We start from the raw sequence: 22,899 nt of genomic DNA, 5'->3' as shown, positions 1-22,899 counted from the left end.
GTGCATTTATGTTTCAGACGGTAAGATTTTCGGCTTTGCTTTTAGTATGATCTAAAACTTTATCTACTTTTTCACTCATACCCGCCATTTTCTTTTTTGATTTTTTCAATACATCACAAAACCAATCTTCTGCTTTACGTTGCAGATTTCCTTTTTTATCAGACGTTAATAATAATGCAATAGTTATGCCTAGTGCTGCACCAGCCAATACACCTGTTAATACTTTAGTTTTCTTTGTCATAACGCACAGTTTTTTATAAAGTACTAACAAACGCAAGAATTAATTGTTCTTAAAAATTAAAACCCCGGGTTTTTAGGCCGGGGTTTTATGATCTCTATTCAGATATTGTGTTTATGCTTCTTCTTCGCTAAATAACTTTGCAGTTAAATAGTCGCGGTTCATGCGGGCAATGTTTTCCAAAGAAATTCCTTTAGGGCATTCCGCTTCGCAGGCACCTGTATTGGTACAGTTTCCAAATCCTTCTGAGTCCATTTGGGCTACCATGTTTTGTACACGTTTGTATCGCTCTGGCTGGCCTTGGGGAAGTAAAGAGAACTGAGATACTTTTGCAGATACAAATAGCATTGCTGAAGCATTTTTACATGCTGCAACACATGCACCGCAACCAATACATGCTGCGGCTTCAAACGCTGCATCGGCTTTTGATTTGGCAATAGGCAGGTTATTAGCGTCTTGTGCATTACCTGTATTTACAGAAATAAAGCCTCCGGCAGCAATTACACGGTCAAAAGCAGAACGGTCTACCGCTAAATCTTTAATTACCGGAAATGCTTTTGCTCTCCATGGTTCAACTACAATGGTATCGCCATCTTTAAATGAACGCATATGCAACTGACAGGTAGTTACCAAGTCTTTAGGGCCATGCGGACGGCCATTGATATACATTGAACACATACCGCAGATACCTTCGCGGCAATCGTGATCAAATACAATAGGTTCTTCACCTTTATTGATCAATTGTTCGTTTAAAACATCAAACATCTCTAAAAAAGACATGTCTGGAGAAATATCAGAAACTTTATAATCAACCAAATTTCCTGTTGATTTACTGTTTTTTTGACGCCAAACCTTTAGCGTTAAATTCATATTTCCTGTGCTCATTTTATCTTTAGATTTGAGACATTAGATTTGAGGTATAAGCTTTACAGTTTGAACCTCTTATCTCATATCTTATTTATAATTTCTTTGTGCTACCTTAATGTTCTCGTAATTTAGCTCTTCTTTGTGTAGCTCATATACGCTTTCTCCCTTGTATTCCCAAGCTGCTACGTAAGAGAAATTAACATCATCACGTTTCGCTTCTCCTTCTTCGGTTTGGAATTCTTCACGGAAGTGACCTCCGCAGCTTTCTTCACGGTGTAAAGCATCGATACACATCAATTCTCCTAATTCAAGGAAGTCTGCAACGCGACCTGCCTTCTCTAATTCAGGGTTAAATTCATCGGCACTACCCGGAATACGTACATCCGACCAGAACTCTTTGCGTAAGGCTTTGATTTCTTCGATTGCTTCGGTTAAACCTTTTGCATTACGAGCCATTCCACATTTTTCCCACATGATGTGACCTAATTTTTTATGGAAATGGTCAACAGATTTTGTTCCTTTAATATTTAAAATCCTGTCTATAGTTGATTGTACATGGTTCTCTGCTTCCACAAATGCAGGGTGATCGGTTGGGATTGCTTTGGTAGAGATTTCTTTTGATAAGTAAGAACCTATGGTGTAAGGCAATACAAAATAACCATCTGCCAAACCTTGCATTAATGCCGACGCACCTAAACGATTGGCACCGTGATCAGAGAAATTAGCTTCTCCTATACAGTATAAACCCGGTACTGTAGTCATTAAATTATAATCAACCCAAATACCACCCATAGTATAGTGAACAGCAGGATAGATACGCATTGGCGTTTCATAAGGGTTCTCGCCGGTAATTTGCGCATACATATCAAACAGGTTACCATATTTCTCCTTGATTACCTCGCGTCCCAAACGCATGCAGGTTTCTTTATCTGGATGGTGATTGCCTTGTTTGTTGGCTTCTATACGGCCGTAACGTTCTGTATTGGCGGTAAAATCTAAATATACGGCTAATTTAGATGCGCCTACGCCATAACCCGCATCGCAACGCTCTTTAGCCGCACGAGAGGCCACATCACGAGGAACAAGGTTACCAAAAGCAGGATATCTGCGTTCTAAATAATAATCTCTTTCATCTTCAGGAATATCCTGAGGTTTACGAGGATCGTCTTTCTTTTTAGGTACCCAAATTCTACCGTCGTTACGTAGCGACTCAGACATTAGGGTTAATTTAGATTGATGATCGCCAGATACTGGGATACAGGTAGGGTGTATCTGTGTATAACAAGGGTTACCAAAAAACGCGCCTTTCTTGTGTATTTTCCATGCTGCAGTAACATTACTGCCCATAGCATTAGTCGAAAGGAAGAAAACGTTTCCGTAACCTCCGGTTCCTAATACTACTGCATGACCGAAATGACGTTCTAATTCTCCGGTAAGCAAGTTACGGGCAATAATACCACGTGCTTTTCCATCAATAATTACAACATCTAACATTTCGTGACGGGTAAACATTTCTACTTTACCCATGCCTACCTGACGCTCTAATGCGCTATAAGCACCTAATAATAATTGCTGACCAGTTTGCCCGGCGGCATAAAAAGTACGTTGTACCTGTGTGCCACCAAAAGAACGGTTATCTAATAAACCGCCATATTCACGGGCCAAAGGAACACCTTGAGCCACACACTGATCTATAATATTAGCACTTACTTCTGCTAAACGGTGTACGTTTGCTTCACGTGCCCTGTAATCGCCACCTTTAATGGTATCGTAAAATAAACGGTAAACGCTATCACCATCGTTTTGATAGTTCTTAGCTGCATTGATACCACCTTGAGCTGCAATTGAGTGCGCCCTGCGTGGCGAATCCTGAAAGCAGAAACATTTTACTTTGTAACCCATTTCTGCAAGTGTTGCAGCAGCCGAAGCACCGGCCAACCCCGAGCCTACAACAATAATCTCGATACTTCTTTTATTTGCAGGGTTAACCAAAGCTACAGAAGAACGGTATTTTGTCCACTTTTGGGTTAATTCTCCCTCAGGTATATTTGAATTGAAATTTGACATTTACTTAATCTTTTAAATAAAACTTTTGGTTAACTAATCCAGCCTAAATAAATCGAAATCGGCATTAAAGCAAAAATTATCGGCACAATAATAGAAAACCAGAAACCTACGGCTTTAACAACAGGAGTCCATTTTTTGTGGTTCCAGCCCATGGTCTGAAAAGCAGATTGGAAACCGTGCAATAAATGGTATCCTAATGAAATTACCCCTAGAACATAAACAATAACAACCCATAGTTCCTGAAAAACCATAGTAATGTTTTGAAAAGTATCATGTTCTTCGTGGTTAAACACAGCTGCTTTAGTTGGCCACCAAAAATGATAAAGGTGTAAAATAAGGAACATTAAAATTAATGTGCCCAATAAGCCCATACTGCGAGAATACCATGTTGAGTTTGCTGATGCATTGCTGTAAGCATATGCAGATGGACGTGCAGCTTTATTCTGCGCAGTCAATACAATAGCTTGAACAATGTGTAAGATAATGCCGGCAAATAAACCGATCTCCATAACACGGACAACCAGATTATGCCCCATGAAATCAGCAGCTACGTTAAAAGTCTGGCCGCCATCGTTTAAAAAAATCAGTGCATTTATAGATACGTGAACAATAAGGAATGAGATCAAAAACAGACCCGTTAATCCCATTACAAACTTTCTACCTACAGATGACGTAAAAGTCTTACTTAAACTACCCATTAGATTGTTTTTATATTTTTATTCTTGTTGCACAAATGTATTTAAAATATAAATTATATTGGGAAGGCAATATGGTAAAAATCATAGGATTAATTTATTTAGAAACATTCTAAGAAAAAGTGCCCAAACTTTTCGATGACAATTAATGGGATCTTTTTTTGTTAAAAACATATAGCCAACTGGCATATATCCATAGAAAAACTGATATTTTAATTACCTTTAACTATGCAAAATATTCCTCCTTTAGCCGAACGTATGCGTCCTCAAAATCTGGATGAATATGTAGGCCAGAAGCATTTGGTAGGTAAAGATGCCGTGCTGAGAAAAGCCATTGAAAGCGGCCGTATTCCATCTATGATCTTCTGGGGCCCACCGGGAGTGGGAAAAACTACTTTAGCTACAATCATTTCTCATAGTTTAGACCGGCCTTTCTTTAATCTGAGTGCAATCAACTCTGGTGTAAAGGAAGTAAGAGAGGTAATAGATAAAGCGGCTGCTTTAAAAGACAGCTTTATGGGACAGCCCATCCTATTTATAGATGAGATTCATCGTTTCAGTAAATCACAGCAGGATAGCTTATTGGGAGCTGTTGAGCGTGGTTTGGTTACTTTAATAGGTGCCACTACAGAAAATCCAAGTTTTGAAGTAATATCGGCTTTGCTATCGAGATGCCAGGTATATATTTTACAAAACCTTTCTGAGGATGAACTGGTAGGGTTGTTAAATACAGCTATTCAAAAAGATGAAATCCTTTCAGCTAAAAAAATTACAATAAAAGACCATGAAGCTCTGATCCGTCTGAGCGGAGGAGATGCCAGAAGACTTTTAAATGTATTAGAAATAGCTATAAACGGTATTGGCGGAGATGTAATAGAACTTACCAATGAGAATGTTTTGGCACATGCGCAGCAGAACATGGCGCTTTATGATAAAGCGGGGGAGCAACATTATGATATTATTTCGGCATTTATCAAATCAATAAGAGGCAGTGACCCAAACGCGGCAGTTTACTGGCTAGCCCGTATGATAGAAGGGGGAGAAGATCCTTCTTTTATAGCCAGAAGATTGTTGATATTGGCATCTGAAGACATAGGCAATGCAAACCCTAATGCCTTGTTACTGGCCAATAACTGTTTTCAGGCTGTAAATGTGATCGGCTATCCAGAAGCCCGTATTATATTGTCGCAATGTGTAACCTATATGGCCTCATCGGCTAAAAGCAACGCCGCTTATGAAGCAATTAATAAAGCACAGGCTCTTGTAAGACAAACGGGAGATCTGCCAGTGCCTTTGCATTTAAGGAATGCACCAACCAAACTGATGAAAAATATAGGCTATGGTAAAGAATATAAGTATGCCCATGCTTATGATAATAACTTCGTAGATCAGGAATTTATGCCTGAAAACCTGAGCGGAACCAAGTTGTATGATCCGGGTAAAAATGCTGCAGAAGAAAAATTAAGAGAAAAACTGAAACAAAACTGGGGAAACAAATACCAATACTAAAAATTACATATGATATCAACTTTCTTAAACCACCAATGGAAATCTTTTTGGCGCAGCAGAAATAAGGGCTCAAGCATTATTGTACAGATTATCTTGGGTCTTTTCATGCTGTACCTTTTAGCTGTAGCTATAGGTGTTGGATTTCTCATGCCGGTATTACTGGAAAAGACTTTACCTAAAGTAAATCTTATAGAGGCATTTAATGGACTTATTCTTTATTATTTTATGTTAGATATAGCCATGCGGATACAATTGCAGGAATTACCAACCTTAAGCATTGTACCTTATCTGCATCTCAAAATAAAAAGGAAAACTATTGTTAATTTTCTGAATGTAAGGGCACTTATTAATTTCTTTAATTTTCTGCCGCTTTTCATTTTTCTGCCATTTGTGTTTACCCGTATTTACTCATTTTATGGAGCAGGAACTTTGGCTGGATATGTGTGCGCCATTTTAAGTTTAACCATATTTAATAATTTCCTCATCCTCTATGTTAAAAGAAAATCGATCAACAACATCGCTTATTTTGGGATAATACTCCTCGCTGTATTTGTGCTAATGGGTTTAGATTATTACCATATTGTATCTATACGTAGCCTATCCAACACTTTATTTAGAGGCATTGCTCTGCACCCTTATTTATCCATTATTTTGGCAGCTATAGCTTTTACGATGTTTAGGTTAAATAGCGCATTTTTAAGTGCTAACCTTTATACCGAAGAACTGGGTTCAAAAGAACAGAAAAAAGTAAGTACAGATTACGCCTTCCTTAATCGTTTTGGTAAAGTTGGTGAATTGGCTGCGCTGGAACTTAAACTTATTTTAAGGCACAAGCGTTCACGTACTGCATTTTTTATGAGTATATTATTTCTGCTATATGGTTTTATTTTTTACAAGGAAAAATTGATAGCAAACAATGAATTTGGAAAAATGCTTTTTGCCGCAGTTTTTATGACAGGTATAACTCTGGTAAATTATGGACAGTTCATGTTTGCCTGGCAAAGTGCCCATTTTGACGGTCTGCTGGTTAATAAGATAGATCATCGGGATTTTATAAAAGCTAAATATCTGCTTTTTACCTTAAGCTCAACCATTATTACCATTCTGTCGAGTTTTTATGTGGTGATCAGTTATAAAATATTATTCATACACTTGGCTGCCTATTTTTTTAATATTGGTTTTGGTGCAACTTTGGTACTGTACATTGCTACATTTAACCGTAAGCGCCTTGATATTACAAAATCGGCCAGCTTTAACTGGCAGGGTGTAGGCGCAACTCAATGGATTTTGGCTTTTCCTCTGTTATTATTGCCATTTGTAATTTACGTGCCTTTTGGTATGATGAACCAACCTTATTGGGGGCTGCTGGCCTTAGGGATTTTTGGATTAACAGCGTTGCTGCTGAGAAATTTTTTTATAAATATAATAGTAAAAAGATTTGAAAAAGAAAAATATAAAATAGCCGAAGGCTTTAGAGAATAAGACTATGTTAACAATAAGAGATTTAAAAAAAGTATATGCCCAACGTTTGGCAGTAGATATTGATTACCTTGAAATTAAATCGGGAGAAGTTATAGGTTTGGTAGGAAATAACGGAGCTGGAAAAACCACGCTTTTCAGAATGATATTAGACCTAATTAGACCTGATGCAGGTGAGGTTCTATCAAAAGATCAGAATGTAGCTAAAGATACGCAGTGGAAAAACTATACTGCATCCTACTTAGATGAAGGCTTTCTGATAGATTACCTTACTCCTGAAGAGTATTTTAAATTTATTGGCAGTTTAAATGGATTTAACGAGGCTCATGTAGCCGATTGTTTAAACAGCTATACAGATTTTTTCAATGGTGAAATTTTGGGCAGAGGTAAATACATCAGGGATTTTTCAAAAGGAAACCAAAATAAAGTAGGTATTGTTGCTGCATTGATGCAAGAGCCTGAGCTTTTGATTTTAGATGAACCTTTTGCGAACTTGGATCCGAGTACACAAATAAGATTGAAAGCGATCATCAAAAAATTAAAAGAACGTAGGGGTTTTACCTGCTTGATATCAAGCCATGATTTAAATCATGTTACAGATGTCTGCGATAGGATTATTTTGCTTGAAAGAGGAAAAGTAATCAAGGATTTCCATACAAATGAAAATTCGTTAAAAGAACTGGAGAGTTATTTTTCTGCTTAATTGTACAAAATTATGGTCAGTGGGGAGGTGAAAATGAGTAATGGATTTACCGGTTTGATTTAGCAATTATTTTAAAAGTAATGAAATATATTGTTAAAAATTAATCATAACACATTTTAACTCAATATTTTTTGAGATTAATAGAACGGTCCATTAATTTTTGGCATCAGGTTTGAATAGGTAGCCACATAATAAACTAATTATAAAGTACAAAAAGATGGTGATTTCAAAATTTAAAACAGCAACATTAGCAGTAGCCCTATCAGTAGGAGCAATGTTATTTCAAAGTTGCGACAGCTTAAATAATACACAAAAAGGAGCAGGTATTGGTGCTGCGGCTGGTGGAGTAATTGGCGCTTTAATAGGTAAAAAAGCAGGTAATACAGCTGTAGGTGCTGTTATTGGTGCCGCAGTGGGCGGTACTGCAGGTGGTTTTATCGGTAAAAGAATGGATAAACAAGCTGCAGAAATTCAAACAGCTATTCCGGGAGCAGAAGTAATTAGAGAAGGCGAGGGAATTATTGTTAGGTTTGATAGCGGTATTCTTTTCGACTTTAACAAAACTGATCTTAAAGATGAAGCTAAGAAAAATATTCAAACTTTAGCAGCCTCATTAAATCAATATCCGGGTACAGATGTAAAAGTAATCGGTCATACAGATAGCATAGGTACTGCTGCAGTAAACCAATCGGTTTCAGAAAAAAGAGCTGCTGCAGTTAAAGCTTATGCCGTATCGCAAGGTGTGCCTGCATCACGTTTAGTAACCGAAGGAAGAGGATTTTCAGATCCAATTGCTGATAATTCTACTGAAGCTGGAAGAGCCGCGAACCGTAGAGTTGAAATTGTAATCGTTGCAAACGATGAATTGAAAAAAGAAGCTGCCCAAAAAGCAGGTTAAAATATAATATCTATCTATTAAAAACGTGAAAAGCCCGGAATATTCCGGGCTTTTCATTTATATGCTACGCTTATTCGTAAATGTCGGCAAAGTAATTTATGGCTAAAGATTTTAAGAGCATTTCCTGCTCAAGGCCTGTATAAGCTGGTATCTTCTTAATCAGTTTCCAGTGTGGCCATCCATCTTGGTCCAGCCCTTCTAGCTCATAAAACCCCATTTCACTTAATAACCTGCATGTAGCAATATGCATTAGCTCTTCTTTTTGTCTTTTGCTGTACTTTTTAGGGCCCTTACCTAGTTCCTGTACACCGATCAAAAAAAGAACAACCTTTAAATCCGGGATTTCTGAATCGAATTCACTGGCTATTTTATTTTGTAGCTGCTTCCACTTACTGTTAATTTCTGAAGGTTTCATAAAGGCAAATATACTGTATCCGTCTTTTTGTTGTTAAAATTTAAACCACATACAGGTCAAATTTTTAGCTTTGTTTTATGGGTAAGATAATCAATACAGGTTTATTGTCATTTGGCATGTCGGGTAAAGTCTTTCACGCACCTTTTGTAGAAGCACATAAAGGTTTTGCTTTTAAGGCCATAACAGAGCGAAACCAAAAACAAGTTCAGCAAATTTATCCAGAAGTAACCAGTTATAACAGTGCTGATGATTTGATTGGAGATGAAACTTTAGATTTAATCATTGTCAATACACCCAATTATACGCACTTTGAGTATGCAAAGACAGCTTTGCTGGCTGGTAAACATGTTCTGGTAGAAAAACCTTTTACCATTACGGTTAGTGAAGCTCAATCGCTTTTTGAGCTGGCAGAAAAGCAGAATAAAAAGATAATGGTTTACCAAAACCGCAGGTACGATAGTGGATTTAAATTAACCCGGCAAATCATACAAAGTGGGCAGTTGGGTAAATTAACTGATGTCTATTTCAGGTTTGACCGTTATAGAAACCATATCGGGCCTAAAAAATTTAAAGAAGAACCTGTACCTGGAAGTGGACTTTTATATGATTTAGGCCCTCATCTTTTAGACCAGGCCATTGCTTTATTTGGCAAACCACTTAGCTTTTATAAAGTACTGTCTAAAAACCGTGAACATACTCAGGTTGATGATTACTTTTTTATTCATCTGCAATATGCTGATCAGTTAAATGTTTATTTGCATGCAAGTATGATGGTGGCAGATATTCCACCTGCATTTGTAGTGAATGGTACTTTAGGTTCTTTTTCAAAAAATCATGCTGATGTGCAAGAAAGCCAGTTACTGAAAGGAATTAAACCAACGGCAGAAGATTATGGGGTTGAAAATAAAGAAGACATGGGGAAAATTACAATAATGGAAGAAGATGGAGGACGTAAAGTAATCAGACCATTATCCCTTAAAGGGAATTATATGGAATTATTTGATGCTGTTTATGCTACCATTATAAATGATACACCTTTTCCTATCACCCAACAAGATATTTTAACCCAGATAGAGATCCTGTCTTCTTAAATGAAGAAGCCTGATAAATATTTATAAATTTGCTGATCTAACACAATTTAAATGAATGTATATGAAGTAGGGGCAGAGAAATTAAGCCTCGCAAAAATAGATTTTATATTAAAAAACCAAATCAAGATAAAACTTTCTAAAGAAGCGATAGAAAAAGTAGAAAAGTGCCGTCTCTATTTAGATCGTAAATTAGCCAAAAGTGAAGATCCTATATATGGCATCAATACAGGTTTTGGTTATTTACAACATATTAAAGTAGATAGCAGTAAATTAACTCAATTACAGCACAACTTATTATTGTCTCATGCCTGTGGTACAGGCGCAGAAGTGCCTAAGCAGATTGTAAAAATAATGCTGCTGCTTAAAATTCAATCCTTAAGTTATGGCCACTCTGCGGTAGCTTTAACCACTATACAACGATTGGTAGATTTTTATAACTATAATGTTTCTCCTGTAATTTATACCCAGGGTTCTTTGGGTGCATCTGGAGATTTAGCCCCTTTAGCACATTTAACCTTGCCTTTAATTGGCGAAGGTGAGGTATGGTATAAAGATGAGCGGATGAGCACTACTAAATTGTATGAGCTTTTAAACTGGAAACCTTTGTCTTTGCAAAGCAAAGAAGGCCTCGCTTTGATCAATGGAACACAATTCATGAGTGCCTACGGGGTGTATTGTTTATTACAGGCGTACAAACTTTCTGCATGGGCAGATACTTCTGCAGCTATAGCTATTGATGCTTTTGACTGTCGTATTGATCCTTTTTTAAGTTTGAGTCACGAGATCAGACCTCATAAAGGGCAGTTAGAGACAGCCAAAAATATTTCAGAATGGCTCAAAGGCAGCGAGCTGATCAATAAACCCGGTAAACAAACTCAGGATCCTTATTCATTTCGTTGTGTGCCACAGGTACATGGCGCCAGTAAAGACAGCATAGCCTACATCCAGTCTGTGTTCGAAACGGAGATTAATTCAGTAACAGATAATCCCAATGTTTTCCCCGATGAGGATCTTGTGATTTCGGCAGGTAATTTTCATGGACAGCCTTTGGCTTTAACATTGGATTTTTTATGTCTGGCTTTGGCTGAACTGGGTTCTATTTCTGAAAGAAGAACTTATCAACTCATATCTGGAAGCAGAGGATTACCTCCTTTTCTGGTTAAAGAAGCCGGATTAAACTCGGGTTTAATGATTACTCAATATACAGCAGCTTCAATTGTAAGTGAAAATAAACAGTTGTGTACACCGGCCTCAGCAGATAGCATTGTAAGCAGCAACGGACAGGAAGATCATGTAAGCATGGGTGCAAATGCTGCAACCAAATGTTTAAGAGTGGTAGAGAATTTAGAGCGTATCTTGGCTATTGAACTCATCACAGCAGCGCAAGCGTTGGATTTGCGAAGACCTGAAAGATCATCTGAAAAGATTGAAGGTTTAATGCAGGAATTCAGAAAGAAAGTTCCTTTCAATGAAATAGATCGGATACTTTCTGTTGACATTAAATCAGCAGTAGATTTTATCGGTACATACGGATTAAATTAAAATAGAAGAAGGTGCCTAAATGGATTGTCGTCATCCTGAACTTGTTTCAGGATCTTTCTCAAAGATTCTGTACTCGATACGGAATGACGAAAGAATTTTAGACACCTTCTTTTTCTGATTATAAAATTGTTTTTGCTTATAACGGTATATTAATACCGAAGCTTATATTACGACCCGGGTTATAAATATTAGCCAGTTTATAACGGCTTAAATGGTTGTAATAGAGTTTATTGGTAAGGTTTTGTCCTGTAACCCAAACATTGATCTTTCCTTTAGGTGTTTTGAAAGAAGTTCCAATACCTGCATCTAATAAGGTATAGCCGTCTGTTTCTGTTTCAAAAACATCAAAACGGTCCTGTTTAAATACATTGTTTAAACCCACTTTGATAAAACTGTCTTCTAATCCTTTGATTTCGGGTTCGAATCTTAATTCGTTATTTAGGCTTGCTGCAGGAATAAAGGGCAAAGGTGATTTAGTAGCATTATTGGTGCCTTTAACATAAGCAAAGGTATTTTCAAAATGTAAAGACTTAACCAGATGAAAATCTACAGAGGCTTCTCCTCCCATTAAAGTTGCATTGGTTTGTAAATATCTGTAAACAGGTAGAGTTTCTGTATTACCTGTATGGTGATCGTTTACCTGTATGGTTTCGTTGTTAAGATTAGCCAGATAAATGTAATCATATATAGAGTTATGGTACGCGTTCAAGCCAAGAGTTATACTTTTTGCATGGTATTCTAAGCCCAGATCAAATTGTAGACTGGTTTCCTGTTTTAAACCACTGTTACCAATCTCGTATCTGAAAGTACCTTCGTGTTTCCCGTTAGACCCCAATTCGGCAATATTTGGTGCTCTGAAACCTGATCCGATATTACCTTTAATATTGAAATCTTTAGCTAATTCAAAAGCAAACCCAGCAGAAGCAGAAAGGTTAGAGAAATTATTGTCAAAGGCTTTAAAGATTTCATGGCTATGGTTACCATGATCTTCTATCAGTTCATCACCATTTATCTTTTTGTAATCGTAGCGCAGCCCTGCGTTGATGGCTCCATTGGTAAAGTTTCTTTTTAAATAAGCAAAGGCGCCAATATTATCGCTGCGATAATCGGGTATTAAAAACTCATCCCCACTATTCACATTCTTTTGATACATTCCCTGCACGCCTATGGCAGGCTCCCATTTGCCATTACCAGCAAATAAATACTTCACATCGTATGTAAATGAGCTCAAGCCTAAATGCAAGCCCGGCTCTGTAGAACTGTCTTCAAATTCTTTTCTGATATTTTTCTGAAAAGCAAAAGTACTTTTCAGCTGTCCGCCATTAATAAGGATATTACTATTTAATGCAGCTCTGTAATGGTTAATGTTCTGAAAAGGAACTTCAAGCCTTCGCTGTCTTGCATCATCATTTGAAATAACCTCTCCATCTTCATTTAAAAAGTCACCATTGGCATCAGGACCATTTTCAACAAGCCCTATATTAGTGCTAAAGCGCGATAAGTTTAAGTGAGTATAGCCCCATGTTTTATTTAGACCTAACATGGCACTGAAATCATTTTCGTTATAACCAGAGTTAGGCACTACTTTATCTTTATAGCCAAATCCGTATGCATTTTTATAAGAAGCCCTGCCCCGATATACAAAGCCATTATCATTACCCTGAAACATTAATGAAGAACCTATTAACCCACCATTTGTAGAATAATTTGCATTGAAATTACCATTAAAAGTGCCGGGAGGGGGTACCAAATCATCGATAATATTAATTACACCACCAAGTGCATCAGAACCATACAGTAAACTTGCCGGACCTTTTAGTACCTCAACTCTTGAAGCCGCAAATTGATCTGCTAAAATACCATGCTCATCTCCCCATTGCTGGCCTTCTTCACGGGCACCGTCAACCATTGTCAATACCCTGTTATAACCTAATCCTCTGATGGTTGGTTTAGAAATAGCGCCACCCGTAGTAACCTGAGATATGCCTGGTACTTTGGCAATCGCATCTATGAGATTGGTTCCTGCTGCCTGTGCCAGTTTCTGTTTATTTACAGTTACAACGGCTAAACTATTGGTTTTGCTGTTTGCGCTCGAAGGGGTTCCTGTAATAACAACTTCGGCACTTTCAACTACAGAAGGTTCTAATGCAAACTCAATCTCGTTCCTTGAAGCAAAATCAACCAATTGGGAAGAAGTTTTATAGCCAATATAACGTACCTCTACCAGAAATTTACCTTTTACAGGTACGTTTTTAAATACAAATTCGCCGGTATTACCGGTAATAACAGTGGTTTTTAAATCAGATATAAAAACGGTTGCTCCTGCTAAAGGCTCTTTAGTTGCCGCATCAGTAACTTTCCCTTTGATGTCAATAAATGCAGTGTGGGCAAAAATATTTTGAAAAGCCAGTAAAAAAAGGCCAACAAAAAGAATAAATAATTTTTTCATGTATATAAAAAGGCAGCGCCTAATTAATAATTAAACTTTAATTAATTGTAAGTAAGGCACATCGGCTTTGCCGAGTGCTAAAAAATAATACAAAATTTAACTTAGGGCAGGAGGGCCTCTTAACGAGGTAGAGATGAATTGAACAAAAGAACCACTTACTACAGGAGCAGTTCTCCGCATTAATTCACTGTTTAAATAAGTATAATAACTTAAGGAATCAATCGTATAATTTTTTTCAAAGTGAGCTTTACATATTAAACAATGATCCTGATTAGATTTTACGTGTACCGAGTGTGTACATGTTTTTTCTACCGGAACATCATTTACCTGATGATGGTGTAAGGCACCCCATGGTGTAATGGCAATACCAAATACCCATAATATGATTATGGTAAGAAATCGTTTGATATTTGCGTTCCGCTTTTTCACTTTAAGTACAAAATTAAGCAAATAATAATAACTTTATGCGCATTTATTTGTAACAAAAGACTTAACTATTACTATAATATAACACCAAATATGAACCTAAAAGTTAATCAAACCCCTAACGGTACACAGCTTAATTGCAAAGGATGGATACAAGAAGCGGCTTTAAGAATGTTGCTCAACAACCTTAATCCGGAGGTGGCAGAACGTCCTGAAGATTTAATTGTATATGGAGGCAGAGGAAAAGCTGCCCGTAATATGGAGAGTTTAGAGCTGATCATTAAAGCTTTAAAGAACCTCGAAGAAGATGAAACACTTTTAATTCAGTCGGGTAAACCTGTTGGCATTTTGCCTACACACAAAGATGCGCCGAGAGTATTGATCTCTAACTCGCAATTGGTGCCAAAATGGGCTACACAGCAACATTTTGACGAACTTGAAGATAAGGGCTTGATGATGTATGGACAGATGACTGCTGGATCATGGATTTATATTGGTTCTCAGGGGATAGTGCAGGGAACATATGAAACCTATGCTGCTTTGTCACGTAAACATTTTAATGGTAGTTTAAAAGGAACATTGAATGTTACCGCCGGATTAGGTGGAATGGGCGGCGCACAGCCCCTGGCAATTACTATGAACGAAGGTGTTTGTCTTGCGGCAGATGTAGAAGAATGGCGCATAAAGAAACGTCTTGAAACACGTTATATTGATGAAATTGCTTATGATATTGATGAAGCTATAGATCGTGCTTTAAAATATAAGGTAGAAAACAAGGCCCTTTCAATAGGTGTGGTTTGTAATGCGGTTGAGTTGCTACAACGTTTGATAGACAGAAATATCATACCTGATACATTGACCGACCAGACCTCTGCTCATGATCCCTTAATTGGATATTTTCCTGAAGGGTTAACAGTTGAAGAAGCGGCAAAGCTGAGAACCGAAAATCCAGACGAATATGTAAAACGTTCTTACGCCACTATGGCCAAGCATGTACAACAAATGCTTGAACTGCAAAAAAGAGGCGCAATTACTTTTGATTATGGAAACAATCTGAGAGGCAGGGCATTGGAAGTGGGTGTGAAAAACGCATTTGATTTCCCGGGTTTTGTTCCCGCTTATATCAGACCCTTATTTTGTGAAGGTAAGGGGCCTTTTAGATGGGCTGCTTTAAGCGGCGACCCGCAAGATATTTATGAAACCGATAAAGTTATTTTAGAACTATTCCCAGAAAATGAGAGTTTACGTCGTTGGATTACCATGGCACAAGAGCGTATCGCTTTTCAGGGTTTACCGGCTCGTATTTGCTGGTTAGGCCAGGGCGAACGTGAAAAAGCCGGTCTAGCATTTAATAAACTGGTTGCAGAAGGTAAAGTTAAAGCACCGATTGTAATTGGCCGCGATCACTTAGATACCGGTTCGGTAGCTTCTCCAAACAGAGAAACAGAGGCTATGTTAGATGGTTCTGATGCGGTTGCAGACTGGCCCATCTTAAATGCACTAATCAATACTGCGGGAGGAGCAAGCTGGGTTTCGTTACATCATGGAGGTGGTGTAGGTATAGGTTACTCTATACATGCAGGTATGGTAATCGTTGCTGATGGTACTGAAGACGCTGCAAAAAGATTAAAACGCGTATTGCATAACGATCCGGCAATGGGTGTAATCCGTCATGCAGATGCAGGCTATGACATTGCAAAAGATACTTTGCGCAAACACAGATTGGGTTTAAACCTCTAAAAGTTTTTTTGTTTTTTGTAATTAAAATAGTTTTAACTTAGCCATATGGAACAACATAACTTTGATGTAGATTTTGTAATACCTTATTCAAAACAGAAGGTAAAAATCAATTCAGATATTGTACAGGTAGATCAGACTACTATTCGTTGCGAAGATATTGATGCCGTAAAGTATGGCGTTTCTTTAGTTGGGGGCGCTAAAAAGCCACAACGTAAGGTATATGCAATAGAGGTAAAAAGTAAAGAAGGTAAAACAGCTAATATTCAGTTTAGCAGCAGTAAAGTTGAAGAAATGCTTGCCGAAGACCATACTTATTATTATATCATGTCTGGTTTATGGCAAAATGTAAAGAAGCATTTGGTGAACCGTTTTATCACACAGCTAAATGAACAGCAGGTGCTGGAAGTTGGTAATGCTAAATTTGATCATCAAGGTTTTGTAATGCCTTATAAAACTTGGTTTTGGGGTAAAACTAAGACTACGATAGTGCCGTGGACAAGCATCAGGTATTTTCAGGATAAAGGAATGTTACATATACAAGATATGCATGATGGTAAGAAAAAATTAGCTTTAAGCTTACATGATGATTGGAATGCTGTTGTTCTGAATACTTTAATGCATTATTTATGGCAGGAGCAGAGGAAAGAAAAACTGCAAAAAGGAGAGCAGATCTAAACTTAAAAATATAAAAATTAAAAAGGCCGCAACTGCGGCCTTTTATTATTAATCAAACTACGCTAAAACCTAAACATAGTTTCTCTTCCACCTACCTTACCACCAAAGTTTTGGATATTGTAAGTTAAAGTAAGCAAACCGTGACGACCCAGATTATTAGTTCTGATCGTATTTAACGCGTTTGCTGTTATATAGGCATAATTTCTTAAGTTGGTATTCAGGATATCATTTACAGATGCTTTTAATTGCAATCTGTCATTTTTCATAAACAATAGGGTAACAGCAGCATTCCAGATCTGTTGAGTATTGTTATAACCATTTATTTTCTGGTTATCATATTGTAAGCGATAGGTGGTTTCCCAAACGATCTTTTTAGGGAAACGAATAATCAATTCAGAGTCTGAATTTTGAGAAGTATAACTTAGGTTCTGATAGAAATTAGAATCATACTTACTATTGTTAAAAGTAACACTATAAGTTTCACTAAACTCTATTTTATCATTTAAGTTTATACGGCCACCAATTCTTGGCCCGAACTGTAAAATGTTACTGTGGCTACGTTCATTATTAACCAAAACTACACCACGGTTAAAGTTAGACCAAAATCCTGTGTTAAGGTTGTACTGGAACTTAGGATTATTTTTAAAATCCTTAGAAAGGTTACCGTTAGCATGGAACTGCCATATACCATTTGCATTTACAGGTGTACTTTCCTGTCTACCGTTAAGGAATATAACTTTTGACATGATGACACCATCATTCTGAATACTACCTCCTAAGTAAGCATTGTAGCTCAGAGTTCGCTTGGTATCATATTTATAAACATTCAAGTTAATTTGATGTGTTTTAGAAGGTTTAAGGTAAGGGTTACCATTTTGCTTAAATAAATCATCAGTATTGTTTGGTACCGGTTGTAGGTATGAAATATCAGCTTCTCTGAAACTTGGTGTATAACTTAAGTTTAGATCTTTATATTTTATCGTTAACTGAGGCGCAAAGAATGTATAATCCTGATTAATTTGTGGGTTATTTAAGAACTTATTTTCTAAATCTATTGTATTGAAAACAATGCCCGGTTGTATATTAAAGCTTTGATTTATTTTCCATTTAAGCGTAATACGGGTATTGGTTTTAAAACCACTTTGCATTACGGTTTCTGTGAAACTTGGCACGGCAATATCATAAGCCTGGTTGGCTGGGTTTTTATAGAAGGTACTTAAAGCATTTTCATTATCAATGTAATTGCCATTGGTAACAATACCTAAAGTTAATTTCTTATTTAGAGGCTCACTGTAATTCAAACTCAAGTAGGTGTTAAAATTACGGATATTGGTAGTTCTTAACTGATCTAAAGTAGTTGATGATATAGGATTAAAAAGGTAAGTATTGTTAAGATTAAGATCGTCATTGTCATTTTCTTTTTTACTTACGTTAAGAGAAATATTCAATGAGCGCCCTGCTTTTTTAAAGTCTTTCCATAAATTGGTAGAAAGATTGTATTCTGTAGAAAGCCCCTTAACATTCGAGCTTCTGTTTCCATCGCTTATTTTTTGGTTATTTGAATCTCGGTTTGAGGTTAAAATTGAACTATAATTTCTGGTTTTTCCAAGTGAGATACTAGGCTCAATGGTAAGTTGTGTAAGGCTATCTAATTTGGCTTCTATACGTCCGCCAAAGTTATGTGTGTAATTGTTGTTATCCTGGTTACTGTTGCTATTGGTAAATAGGCGATTATTGCTGTCGTAGGTTTGCTCAATATCACTAATACGTTCGGTTATGTTATTTGCCTGCCCAAAAAAGTACTTGGCATTAATTTTTGTACCTTTTTTGGTTAAGGTATTAAAATTAGCACCAGCACCTGCCGATTTTTGCACGCCACCTGACATGCTCCCGCCAAATGAAATACCATTTAAGGAAAAAGCGCCTTCAGAATTTATCATTACACTGTTTACACCTGTTCGCTGAAAACCACCAATTCGCATTACATCGCTCATGTTAAAGCCCGGTTTATTGGCATTATTGCCATAGGCCAGTACACTAACCTGTGTGGTATCTCTGAAAAAGTTCATGATACCTCCGGCTTCATAAAGATCTTTTATCCCTGCACCCGCATAAAGTTTACCGAAAGCCCCACTTTTGATCGCTTTTTTGAGTTTCAGGTTAATTACCTGTGGCGTATTTGCCGCCAGTATATCCGGGTCACGTCTTTTGGCATCTCTATCATCGGTTACCTGTATTTTATCAATAATATTGGCAGGTAGATTTTTGGTTGCAATCTGTTGATCTCCGCCAAAGAATTCTTTACCATCAACCAATATTTTACTTACTGTCTTGCCATTTACAGTAATATTGCCATCATTGTCTATGCTTACACCAGGCAGTTTTTTTAACATATCTTCAACAACTGCACTCGGTAAAGTTTTAAATGATTCGGCATTAAATTCTATGGTATCTTTGCGTACAATAACGGGAGGTCTTTCAGATTGGATTACTACTTCATTTAGTGTATTGGTTTTTTCGCTCAGGGCTATAGTGCCTAAGTTTAGATTAGGCTGCCCAGCTTCTATGGTTATTTCTTTACGTACGATGTTATACATCCACGCATTGATTACCAGGCGGTATTTAACGCCAAGATCTAAATTGTTGATCTTAAAAACACCCTTATCATCAGAAAGTCTATATGTACTTAATACGGTATCAGCACCTTTAAATACAGATACAGTAGCATAATTTAAAGTTCTCTTCGTGTTAACACTATCTACAAGCGTTCCGGTTACAGTACCCTTTTGAGCAAACGTAATAAGGGCACATACTATAAGTATAGCAGTTAGGGTATATCTTCTCATGTAGGTTTATTTGTGGTTTTTAGTGTCGTTGGTTTAAATCTACGGTTAATTCGTATATAATTAATTCTTTAGTTGTAAAAAGCCTGTTGCATGCAAACTGTAGACTATCATATATCTTTCTTCAAAAAGATATTTGATATTTAGACGCAATGCCTTTAAAAATGTTGCACGTTAAAATGAAAAATAAAAAAAGCTCTTATTAAAATGTCTGTTATACATTTAATAAGAGCCTGTTCGGCTTGTATTTTGATGAAAGCTTATAGTAAGATTTTACTGCTGATTTCTTTATTGATGGTAATAAAGCCTGGGTATTTAACCAGTTCATTTCCAATTCTTATAGAAGGTTTTATTTTAAGCGTAACCAAACCCTTTTTTTCCGATCCGTTGGTAGCTCCGGCAATGAATGAAGAAATGTCGTCGATAATTTTATTATCAGTTAAGAATTGGTAAACATTTGTATTGAGAACCAATGGAACTTTAACAGATTGATTACTGCCAATGCTTACAGATTGATCTACAAAACCGTTCGCAATTTCCTGTCGATTGATAAGAATCTTATATTCAAAATTATTTATGGCGGCCAAGTCGCCAGTAGGATTGGTAATTTCTAAATTAAGTTTTGCTCTTAATGGAATATCTTTTCTCAATAAGCCTAGTGCAAGACCTGGAAGATTTACAGGATTTACTGCTTTACCATTAATCAGTTTTTTTACATCGGTACCTGCTAAAGAAATATCTGTAGCATCCATAATCCGGTATTCGCATTTTTCTAATGCTCTGATTTGTTGTCCCTGCTTGGTTAACGAACAAGAGGTAACCGTTAAGATAAATAGGCTAAAAAATAATATGCGTTTCATAAGTGTGTATTTATATTGTTTAAGCAAAATGGATTTTATTGTAATGCTTTATCAAAGAATGTTCCATTTATACCTCTTAAAACAAAACCTGTATAAGAAGTACTCCCTTTTCCGTATTATTTCCATTAACTTAGCCAATGTGAATAACGCAAAGCAAATCATCAGTGTTTTAGGTTGTGGCTGGTTCGGACTACCTCTTGCAAGGAAGTTGGTGGAGAGTGGTTTTGAAGTTAAAGGATCTGTAACTCAAAAGAGTAAACTTGATTTATTAAGTAATTATGGAATTGATGCTCATCAGATAAATTTAAACGACAATACCTTTTCAGGTAGCTCTTTTTTTAAATGTGATGTTCTCATTATCTGTATTCCGGGCAGTGTGAAATCTGCAGATGATAATGACTATTATTACGCAGTACAGAAATCATTAATTTATGCTTGTAAAGCAAAAGTAAAACATGTTATCTTAATCAGCTCTATTGGTGTTTATACTGATGTAAATACAATAGTTGATGAGCGTAGCCTTATCAAAGCAAATGATCATAAGAGCAAAATTTTATTAAATACAGAAGAATTATTAAATCATCAGAAAGATTTTACGGCTACCATTGTTCGGTTTGGCGGACTTATAGGGGCGCAAAGAAATTTGGCTAAGTATTTTGCAGGAAAAAGACAGGTTCCGCAGGGATTAGCTCCTATAAATTTAATAGCATTACAAGACTGTATAGGCATAACATTACAAATTATCGAACAAAAAGCTTTTGGATATACTTATAATGCGGTTTGTCCGCACCATCCAACAAGAGCAGATTTTTATACAGCTTTAGCAAAAAATACAGGATATGAAATACCGGAGTTTGTATGTAAAAAAGGCACATGGAAACAGGTAGATAGTTTCAATGTGCCTCATATATTGAATTATAAATTTATTGTAAACAACTGGTTTAATTGGATTGCCGAGCAGAGCATCAATTCGCTTTAATCCAGTTGGCCAGATCATCAATAAGCTGTTCACTTACATTTGCAGGCTTTTGGTACTGCATAATATTACCTTTTTCTGTTTGCACACTTAAGAGGTGATTTAACTCAGGGTATAACTTTAAGGTTACGTTTTTCTTTTTGCCAAGTTCATGGTTCCAGATGTTAAAATCAGTTTCTGTAATCTGGAAATCGTTTCCTCCCTGTAAGATATATATACGTTGTTTATTCAGTTTCTTTGCTGTAGCAAGCTGATCGTAATTGTTAAGATCTATCCAGTATGAGGCAGGCAATCCGCCAATAGCTGAGTCGGGTTTCATGTTTGGCAATAACTTGGTAATCTTAGTTTTCTCCAGTTCGGTCAAAGCCTTTTGCAACTCATCTTTCATCGCTTGCGAAGTGTCTTTGCTCAGCTCAACCATGTATTTATTCTGATCTACAATGATATCTGTAAGTTTACGCGCAGGTGCCGATGCTAGTACAATTCCTTTTAGATCAGGAACTAATGTCGCAATTCTAGGTGCAAGCATGCCCCCCAAGCTATGCCCTAAAACATAAATATTTTTTACATCTGCACCAGGTATTTTTTTAGCTAATGCTATGGCTAAAACGGCATCATCAAGTGTTTCTTCTTTTACGGTAAAAGCTCCTTTAAAATCATTTGGGTAGATTAAAGTTCTTTTTACATATCTCACTGTGGCAATACCTTTTGCAGCCAAACCTGCGGCAATATCTTTGAAAGGCTTGTTGGGTCCAACGGTTTCGTCCATATCATTTGGCCCAGAACCATGTACTAAAACTACTACAGGAAAGCTTTTTACATTTTTAGGTGTAGTAATAATGGTAGCCAACTGGTGGTTAGGAAACTCGATATAAGTAGATTTCTCTGCGTAAACATTGGTGTCGGCATATGAAGGTTTTTGATAAGTGACGGCTTTAGGCAACAGTTGCAAACCTACAATTTTCTCGTTTTTATCAAACAGCATTACAAAATCCTGAGTGTCATTCTCAAAAACACCATTTAAAATTACCGCAAAAAAATCACCTTGATTTTTGCTTTGTATGGCATCTATGCTTTTTACTTTTCCTAACCTGCTTTCAAGCATATTGGCAAGTTGTTTCAGGTTTTCTGTAGAAATTTTGCTTTTTGCTTCATCAGAAAAATAATTATGAGCATCATCAAGCTTATTCTCAAAAAACAGGTCGAAAAATGTATTGGCCTTATTAAAAAGATTTAAAACATTCTGTGCAAAAGAGCTCAAGCTAAAAATGCTTAACAGTAGTATTAAGAAAAATTTTTTCATGTGTATCTTCAAAATGTCTGAAAGACCAAATGTAATAATATTTACTACGAAAACAGCGTAGGCTATTGTTAATACCTGTTAAAAATAAAGAAATATTTTATTGCACAGATTTACACGGCTTTC

Annotated in this window: 19 protein-coding genes; 9 read left to right on the top strand and 10 right to left on the bottom strand. The window is 36.7% G+C overall.

All coding sequences use genetic code 11. The annotated features are described in order from the left end of the window. Nucleotides 1-13: 13 nt before the first annotated feature. The 4 genes from ACLHG9_RS04395 to ACLHG9_RS04380 form a co-directional block, all read right to left on the bottom strand. Complete coding sequence (locus ACLHG9_RS04395; protein ID WP_410220308.1) at nucleotides 14-241, bottom strand: YtxH domain-containing protein; 228 nt, start codon at nucleotides 239-241, stop codon at nucleotides 14-16. A 111-nt stretch (nucleotides 242-352) separates the two neighbouring features. Next, on the bottom strand, nucleotides 353-1,123 hold the full coding sequence (locus ACLHG9_RS04390; protein ID WP_243360223.1) for a succinate dehydrogenase/fumarate reductase iron-sulfur subunit: 771 nt from the start codon (nucleotides 1,121-1,123) through the stop codon (nucleotides 353-355). Between the two features lie 69 nt (nucleotides 1,124-1,192). Continuing rightward, entirely contained in the window at nucleotides 1,193-3,172 is a 1,980-nt protein-coding gene (locus ACLHG9_RS04385; protein ID WP_410220307.1) for a fumarate reductase/succinate dehydrogenase flavoprotein subunit, read from the bottom strand. Between the two features lie 29 nt (nucleotides 3,173-3,201). Further along, entirely contained in the window at nucleotides 3,202-3,870 is a 669-nt protein-coding gene (locus tag ACLHG9_RS04380) for a succinate dehydrogenase cytochrome b subunit (protein WP_410220306.1), read from the bottom strand. A 225-nt stretch (nucleotides 3,871-4,095) separates the two neighbouring features. Here ACLHG9_RS04380 and ACLHG9_RS04375 point away from each other — a divergent pair, with 225 nt between their 5' ends. The 4 genes from ACLHG9_RS04375 (at nucleotide 4,096) to ACLHG9_RS04360 (ending at nucleotide 8,456) form a co-directional block, all read left to right on the top strand. Then, entirely contained in the window at nucleotides 4,096-5,376 is a 1,281-nt protein-coding gene (locus tag ACLHG9_RS04375; RefSeq protein WP_410220305.1) for a replication-associated recombination protein A, read from the top strand. A 9-nt stretch (nucleotides 5,377-5,385) separates the two neighbouring features. Continuing rightward, a complete protein-coding gene (locus tag ACLHG9_RS04370; RefSeq protein WP_410220304.1) occupies nucleotides 5,386-6,858 on the top strand; it encodes a DUF5687 family protein in 1,473 nt (490 codons plus the stop codon). Nucleotides 6,859-6,862: 4 nt separating this feature from the next. Then, nucleotides 6,863-7,558, top strand: a complete 696-nt coding sequence (locus tag ACLHG9_RS04365) for an ABC transporter ATP-binding protein (RefSeq protein WP_410220303.1) — start codon at nucleotides 6,863-6,865, stop codon at nucleotides 7,556-7,558. A 217-nt stretch (nucleotides 7,559-7,775) separates the two neighbouring features. After that, entirely contained in the window at nucleotides 7,776-8,456 is a 681-nt protein-coding gene (locus ACLHG9_RS04360) for an OmpA family protein (RefSeq protein ID WP_410220302.1), read from the top strand. Between the two features lie 70 nt (nucleotides 8,457-8,526). On the opposite strand, the gene ACLHG9_RS04355 is transcribed toward ACLHG9_RS04360, so the two are convergent. Next, a complete protein-coding gene (locus tag ACLHG9_RS04355) occupies nucleotides 8,527-8,871 on the bottom strand; it encodes a hypothetical protein (protein ID WP_410220301.1) in 345 nt (114 codons plus the stop codon). Nucleotides 8,872-8,948: 77 nt separating this feature from the next. On the opposite strand from ACLHG9_RS04355, the gene ACLHG9_RS04350 reads away from it, so the two are divergent. Both ACLHG9_RS04350 and hutH read left to right on the top strand, forming a co-directional pair. Further along, the gene (locus tag ACLHG9_RS04350; RefSeq protein WP_410220300.1) at nucleotides 8,949-9,962 is read left to right on the top strand and encodes a Gfo/Idh/MocA family oxidoreductase; all 1,014 of its coding nucleotides are present in this window, start codon (nucleotides 8,949-8,951) and stop codon (nucleotides 9,960-9,962) included. 51 nt (nucleotides 9,963-10,013) lie between these two features. Then, nucleotides 10,014-11,504, top strand: a complete 1,491-nt coding sequence (gene hutH / locus ACLHG9_RS04345) for a histidine ammonia-lyase (RefSeq protein ID WP_410220299.1) — start codon at nucleotides 10,014-10,016, stop codon at nucleotides 11,502-11,504. A 136-nt stretch (nucleotides 11,505-11,640) separates the two neighbouring features. Here hutH and ACLHG9_RS04340 read toward each other — a convergent pair whose 3' ends face one another. Both ACLHG9_RS04340 and ACLHG9_RS04335 read right to left on the bottom strand, forming a co-directional pair. Continuing rightward, nucleotides 11,641-13,953, bottom strand: a complete 2,313-nt coding sequence (locus tag ACLHG9_RS04340; protein ID WP_410220298.1) for a TonB-dependent receptor — start codon at nucleotides 13,951-13,953, stop codon at nucleotides 11,641-11,643. Nucleotides 13,954-14,049: 96 nt separating this feature from the next. Next, nucleotides 14,050-14,382: a hypothetical protein gene (locus ACLHG9_RS04335; protein ID WP_410220297.1), complete on the bottom strand. Its 333-nt coding sequence runs from the start codon at nucleotides 14,380-14,382 to the stop codon at nucleotides 14,050-14,052. Nucleotides 14,383-14,472: 90 nt separating this feature from the next. On the opposite strand from ACLHG9_RS04335, the gene hutU reads away from it, so the two are divergent. Both hutU and ACLHG9_RS04325 read left to right on the top strand, forming a co-directional pair. Beyond that, on the top strand, nucleotides 14,473-16,119 hold the full coding sequence (hutU, locus tag ACLHG9_RS04330) for a urocanate hydratase (RefSeq protein ID WP_410220296.1): 1,647 nt from the start codon (nucleotides 14,473-14,475) through the stop codon (nucleotides 16,117-16,119). A 45-nt stretch (nucleotides 16,120-16,164) separates the two neighbouring features. After that, on the top strand, nucleotides 16,165-16,794 hold the full coding sequence (locus ACLHG9_RS04325; RefSeq protein ID WP_410220295.1) for a hypothetical protein: 630 nt from the start codon (nucleotides 16,165-16,167) through the stop codon (nucleotides 16,792-16,794). A gap of 62 nt (nucleotides 16,795-16,856) precedes the next feature. Here the strand turns inward: ACLHG9_RS04325 and ACLHG9_RS04320 are convergent, their stop codons facing one another. Both ACLHG9_RS04320 and ACLHG9_RS04315 read right to left on the bottom strand, forming a co-directional pair. Further along, complete coding sequence (locus tag ACLHG9_RS04320) at nucleotides 16,857-19,640, bottom strand: outer membrane beta-barrel protein (protein WP_410220294.1); 2,784 nt, start codon at nucleotides 19,638-19,640, stop codon at nucleotides 16,857-16,859. A 257-nt stretch (nucleotides 19,641-19,897) separates the two neighbouring features. Continuing rightward, entirely contained in the window at nucleotides 19,898-20,497 is a 600-nt protein-coding gene (locus ACLHG9_RS04315; protein WP_410220293.1) for a hypothetical protein, read from the bottom strand. A gap of 28 nt (nucleotides 20,498-20,525) precedes the next feature. Between ACLHG9_RS04315 and ACLHG9_RS04310 the strand changes: the two genes are divergently transcribed. Then, complete coding sequence (locus ACLHG9_RS04310; protein WP_410220292.1) at nucleotides 20,526-21,476, top strand: NAD(P)H-binding protein; 951 nt, start codon at nucleotides 20,526-20,528, stop codon at nucleotides 21,474-21,476. On the opposite strand, the gene ACLHG9_RS04305 is transcribed toward ACLHG9_RS04310, so the two are convergent. Beyond that, on the bottom strand, nucleotides 21,463-22,776 hold the full coding sequence (locus ACLHG9_RS04305; protein WP_410220291.1) for a DUF3887 domain-containing protein: 1,314 nt from the start codon (nucleotides 22,774-22,776) through the stop codon (nucleotides 21,463-21,465). The two genes, ACLHG9_RS04310 and ACLHG9_RS04305, sit on opposite strands and share 14 nt — an antisense overlap. Nucleotides 22,777-22,899 lie beyond the last annotated feature (123 nt).

It is taken from the genome of Pedobacter sp. (assembly GCF_046462515.1).
Lineage (GTDB): Bacteria > Bacteroidota > Bacteroidia > Sphingobacteriales > Sphingobacteriaceae > Pedobacter.
This window is presented reverse-complemented; position numbering and strand designations above follow the sequence as displayed.